The organism is Bartonella sp. CM120XJJH (genome assembly GCF_042194715.1).
GTDB lineage: Bacteria > Pseudomonadota > Alphaproteobacteria > Rhizobiales > Rhizobiaceae > Bartonella.
In genome coordinates, this window is the sequence record NZ_JBHINE010000039.1 from 1 (window position 1) to 4,825 (window position 4,825).

The window sequence follows — 4,825 nt, forward strand, 5'->3', positions numbered from 1 at the left end:
TGCCGGTGCTAGTAGGGATGAATATGACAGCGGTGCTGGAGCGGATGGTGCTGTTCTTATAAGATTATGGAAAGAATAAATGGATGCACAAGTAACCAAGATACGACAGAAGTCAAATGGATAGCTGTTCTATAAGCAGGCTTATATGTTTTTAAGTCCTTTTATCGCTCGTTCAAAGCCCTTTTAAAGCCCTTTTTGACTGACAGTGTCAGTCTTATCGAGCATGGTGATGCTTGTTATAGTCTCTTCATTGATTTGGAGAGCAAGATGACAATAGAATTTAAACTTCGTATTCACTTTATTAAGAAAGGCAAGGGATCTAAGTTTTTAGCAATATTTGATCAGAAAGCCTTTGATGCGGTTGTAAAATCCTTGATGTTGACGTGCAAATTTATCCCCTCCATGCACCTATCCTTCTCTTTACGCATGAGGTGGAGAAAAGAAAAACAAGTCTAAGCTATTAGGCTTTCCAATGGGATGTTACTATTTTTTTCCATTTTAGCACTTATAATGTAAGCTATTTGTTGACATTATAAGTATTTTACGCTATATAAAAGAATGATTAAAACGTTTAAAAGCAAAACATTGGCAGAATTATTCAAAACGGGAAATTCATCCAAGATTGATAAGAAACTTATAAAACGTATCATGGTTCGTCTTGATCGTTTAGATTTTTCTGAAAGACCAGAAGATATGAATCTTCCAGGATTCAACTTTCATTCTTTGATTGGATATTCACCCACTCGTTACACTGTCCACGTTAACGGACCATGGTGTATTACCTTTGAATTTGACTCATGTAATGCTTACCGTGTTGATCTTGAACAATATCACTAAGGATACAGTTATGAATGACATTCCTGCACAAAGAGATAAAAACCGTTGTCCTACTCATCCAGGAGAAGTTTTAGCAGAAATTATTCCTGAAACAGGCAAAACAAAATCAGAAATTGCGCAGATGCTTGGTATATCACGCCAACATCTCTACGATATTCTGAACGCAAAAAAGCCTGTTTCTCCTGCTATTTCCGCTTGTCTTGGCAAAATGTTTGGTGATGGAGCTGCTATATGGTTACGTATGCAAGCCAATTATGATGCGTGGCATGCTGAACGCGAAACAAATGTTAGCAAAGTTCCAACACTTCACGCTGTTTGATCTCTTCCTCACTCTGAAGAGACGATGTTTTATGAAATACTAGATAAATAATGACATCCCCTGCTTTAAACATGTTCGTCGCCATTTAAAATATCATCTAAACCACGATCTAAGTCGTCTAATATATTTTGCGGTGCATCTGCATAAACAAAAGATTGTACACGAGAACGCGCTTTTATTAATTCATGATATAAATCAACAGGAAGCATAATGATTTTTTCACGCCCTCGCTTTGTTAAAGCTACAGGTGTAGACATAGCCTCGTCTAAAATATCGCCTGCCCCGCGGTTTACATCTGTAAAACTATATTTTTTCATATGCACATCCTATCTTTAATGCATAATACGTATTATACGTATAATGTGTATTATGTAAAGATATTTTACGGCATTAACCACCTCCCCGCCTTTGAAGACGAGGAGATAAATCGTGTTTTTAAATTAAGCTACCTTTGCAACAGAATTTTTCAAACTCGGCTCGTAAGCTTTCAACAAAGGCTCCATAATAGAAGGAGGTTTTAAAGATCCAAAATTTGTAACCATTGCTAGAATCCTGAGTGCGTTTGGTGATTCATCTTGAAGTTTTAAAATCAAAGCTTTTTCTATTGCATCCATGGTTTCAATCAGAGCATTAAAAGCTTTATCTTCAACATCATCACGATCAGAAAATTGAAATAATGCCATCCACAAATCACATAAAAAGTCGATACTCGTATTCATTGTACACCTCCATGGATTTGTTCTCTTAAACATGCCAATCCTCTAGATGTGATTTTCGTTGAAGGCAGTACCTTCTCTGTTCCGTCTGGTCTTTGAATGGTGATAGCAGGACAGTCCATGAATCCTTTCTTAATTTTGTCTTGATAGGGTAACAGAGGCGCCCCTGGAGCCCGTCGATACACCCAATCATGTTTACGCAAGTAATCGGTTAAGTCCTTTGGTCGTACTTCAAGCATCTTTGCTGCTTCAATAAGACCAAACAGACCATCAGAACGCTTTAAGCCTTCAAGTGCTTCTGCTTTTGGCTTGAGTGTACTCACCTCATTTCTTAAGTCTTCTAATTGATTGATACTCTCTAAAAGGAGTTGCTTAATCGTAAGAGGATTTTCCAAAGCATTGGCAAGATCTACTCGTGGTGTTGTAGCCTGCCTTTCCAATTCTTGCCAACGGTCAATGATTTTAGCTCGTAAGGCAGTGCTGTAACCTGAAACAAGAATTAAACATTCACGTTTTGGTAGATGATAGCAAGGAAGAGAGCGACCTGTTGAATCTTTGTATACCCCTGTAAATTCACTCAATCCAAATTTGGATTCAGTACTTTCAGAGTATAATTCTCCTAACATTTTTCGAATATCACGCATAATATGCGTGTGTTGTTTTTTACACAAATCAGCAATCTCGCGACTAGACATAGTCTGAATGGTTGCTTCACTAAAAGTACTTTCTTTAGTTTCTATGAGATTGTTCATAAAGAACTCCTTGCTACTTAGAGGTTTCTTATTGACACTCTACAAGAGTGTCGGGTGTTAAGAAACACGGTAGCAAGTCCGCCGTTATGCTTTTCCCAAAAGGGTATTGTATAGCGTAACTACACCCGACAAAGTCATTATATGCGTGTAACATACAATGAGTCAAAGCTTTTTAATGTGCGGAAAACTGATTATTTCGACAATCAATCCGCTTGCTATCAAGGTGTTTCTTAGGCACCTGATTCGAAAATACACACCGCAGAAATAATGTCAAGCAGATTTCCATAATTTTTTTATTTCATCTTTGGATGCCGAGCATTGAAAAACACAGCTCTTCATCCCTCATTTTTTCACATTCACTTCATTAGCCACTATTTTAAAGGAGTATAAAGTATGGCAACAGGTTTTCTACACGGTGTTGAAGTCGTTGAGGTTGACGACGGCACCCGCCCCCTTCGCGCGGTTCAATCGGCAGTTATTGGAATTGTTGGCACAGCGCCCGATGCAGATGAACAAGTCTTTCCTCTTAATACACCAGTTTTGATAGCAGGCTCTCTTTCACAAGCAGCAAAACTAGATAAAACAGGTAAACAACGTGGTACTTTACCCAATGCTCTTGATCTTATTTTCAAGCAAGTGGGAGCAATTGTTGTTGTCATCCGTGTGAAAGAAGGTGACAGTGAAAACGCAACACTCACCAATATTCTAGGCGGTGTGAACGAAAATGGCGCCTATGAAGGTGTTCATGCTTTCATTGGAGCACAATCTATTGTGGGACAAACACCACGTATTCTAATTGCTCCAGGCTTTACACATCAACGCCAATCCAGTGTGAGTATTGAAGGAGATGGCACTGGAGCGACAGCTAAAGCCGAAATCAGTACCACTTCTAATCCTGTAGCGGCAGAACTCATTGGCATTGCTGAACGCCTACGCGCTATTGTGGTGCTTGATGCCCCAAACACAACAGACGAAGCAGCACTCAGCACAGCCAAGGATTTTGATTCAAAGCGCGCTATTATCATTGACCCTTTTGTAAAGGTGAATCGTGATGGAAAAATCTTAGAACAGCCAGCAAGTGCAGCAGTTGCAGGTGTCATTGCTAAAACTGATTTTACACACGGTTTTTGGCATTCACCTTCAAACAAAGTGATCAATGGCATTGTTGGTATTGCACGCCCCATTGATTTTTCCATTGGGGACAGATCCAGCCGTGCCAACCTTCTTAATGAACAAAACATCACAACAATTATCCGCGAAAATGGTTATCGTCTTTGGGGTAATCGCACCCTTTCAAGCGATACAAAATTTGCTTTCTTATCGGTGGTGAGAACCGCAGATATGATCAATGACGCCATTTTGCGCGGGCATCTATGGGCTGTCGACCGCAATATCAAAAAAACCTACATGAGTGACGTGAGTGAAAGCGTCAATGCCTATTTGCGTGATTTAAAAGCACAAGGCGCCATCCTTGGTGGGCGTTGTACGCCCGATCCAGAGTTGAATACAGCAAGCGCTATTGAAGGCGGCAGAGTCTATTTCAATGTCGAATTCACACCAACAACACCAGCAGAACACATCACATTCCGTTCACGCATTGTGAATGATTATTTAGAGGAGATCTTTTAATGGCTATCCCCGTTTTACCAAGAGTTTTGAAATATTTTAACATTTTTGTCGACGGTATTCCCTATCAAGCAAAATGTGAAAGCGTAACATTACCGAATTTGAACTTGGTTGTTGAAAGCTATCGTGGAGGAGGCATGGATAGCTCCATTGAGGTTGATCTTGGTCTTGAAACCCTCACGCTTAGCATGACCATTTCTGATTGCTCTCCAGAATTAATGACACTGTTGGGACGCACTGATGTCGACATTTCATTGCGCAGTTCAATGCAAGCACAAGGCACACCTGCAGAAGGTATTGTCATTACCATGAGAGGACTATGCAAAAGCTTTGAAATGGCAGAATGGCAACCGGGAAGCAAAGCAACATCCACAGCTACCTTCACATTGCAGTATTTCAAATATGTTCAAAAGGATGTTGAAATTGTTGAGATAGATGTCCTTAACTTGGTGAGAAAATTCAATGGTATCAATCAATTAGCAGACCATAGAGTAAATATAGGATTATAAAAATGACAGTACAAACAAGCATTACACATAAATTACTTGTACCGGTTACCTTTGAAGGAAAAGAAC

At 39.7% G+C, this 4,825-nt stretch carries 7 protein-coding genes; 4 read left to right on the forward strand and 3 right to left on the reverse strand.

Annotated features, from left to right (window positions below):
* The first annotated feature begins 558 nt into the window (after positions 1 to 558).
* Both ACFIKU_RS09195 and ACFIKU_RS09200 read left to right on the forward strand, forming a co-directional pair.
* A complete protein-coding gene (locus ACFIKU_RS09195) occupies positions 559 to 837 on the forward strand; it encodes a type II toxin-antitoxin system RelE/ParE family toxin (protein WP_208439775.1) in 279 nt (92 codons plus the stop codon).
* A 10-nt stretch (positions 838 to 847) separates the two neighbouring features.
* Positions 848 to 1,156, forward strand: coding sequence for a HigA family addiction module antitoxin (locus ACFIKU_RS09200; RefSeq protein ID WP_273721170.1), 309 nt, complete (start codon positions 848 to 850; stop codon positions 1,154 to 1,156).
* A 65-nt stretch (positions 1,157 to 1,221) separates the two neighbouring features.
* Here the strand turns inward: ACFIKU_RS09200 and ACFIKU_RS09205 are convergent, their stop codons facing one another.
* The 3 genes from ACFIKU_RS09205 to ACFIKU_RS09215 all read right to left on the reverse strand — a co-directional run bounded on the left by ACFIKU_RS09205 (position 1,222) and on the right by ACFIKU_RS09215 (position 2,624).
* A complete protein-coding gene (locus tag ACFIKU_RS09205) occupies positions 1,222 to 1,473 on the reverse strand; it encodes a type II toxin-antitoxin system prevent-host-death family antitoxin (RefSeq protein WP_273724621.1) in 252 nt (83 codons plus the stop codon).
* Between the two features lie 123 nt (positions 1,474 to 1,596).
* On the reverse strand, positions 1,597 to 1,875 hold the full coding sequence (locus ACFIKU_RS09210) for a hypothetical protein (protein ID WP_375642688.1): 279 nt from the start codon (positions 1,873 to 1,875) through the stop codon (positions 1,597 to 1,599).
* Positions 1,872 to 2,624: a phage antirepressor KilAC domain-containing protein gene (locus ACFIKU_RS09215; protein ID WP_375642689.1), complete on the reverse strand. Its 753-nt coding sequence runs from the start codon at positions 2,622 to 2,624 to the stop codon at positions 1,872 to 1,874. Before ACFIKU_RS09215 ends, ACFIKU_RS09210 begins: the two co-directional genes overlap by 4 nt.
* 393 nt (positions 2,625 to 3,017) lie before the next feature.
* Between ACFIKU_RS09215 and ACFIKU_RS09220 the strand changes: the two genes are divergently transcribed.
* Positions 3,018 to 4,253, forward strand: a complete 1,236-nt coding sequence (locus ACFIKU_RS09220; RefSeq protein WP_375657332.1) for a phage tail sheath subtilisin-like domain-containing protein — start codon at positions 3,018 to 3,020, stop codon at positions 4,251 to 4,253.
* The gene (locus ACFIKU_RS09225; protein WP_375642741.1) at positions 4,253 to 4,759 is read left to right on the forward strand and encodes a phage major tail tube protein; all 507 of its coding nucleotides are present in this window, start codon (positions 4,253 to 4,255) and stop codon (positions 4,757 to 4,759) included. The genes ACFIKU_RS09220 and ACFIKU_RS09225 overlap by 1 nt, the downstream gene beginning before the upstream one ends.
* The last annotated feature ends 66 nt before the right edge of the window (positions 4,760 to 4,825 follow it).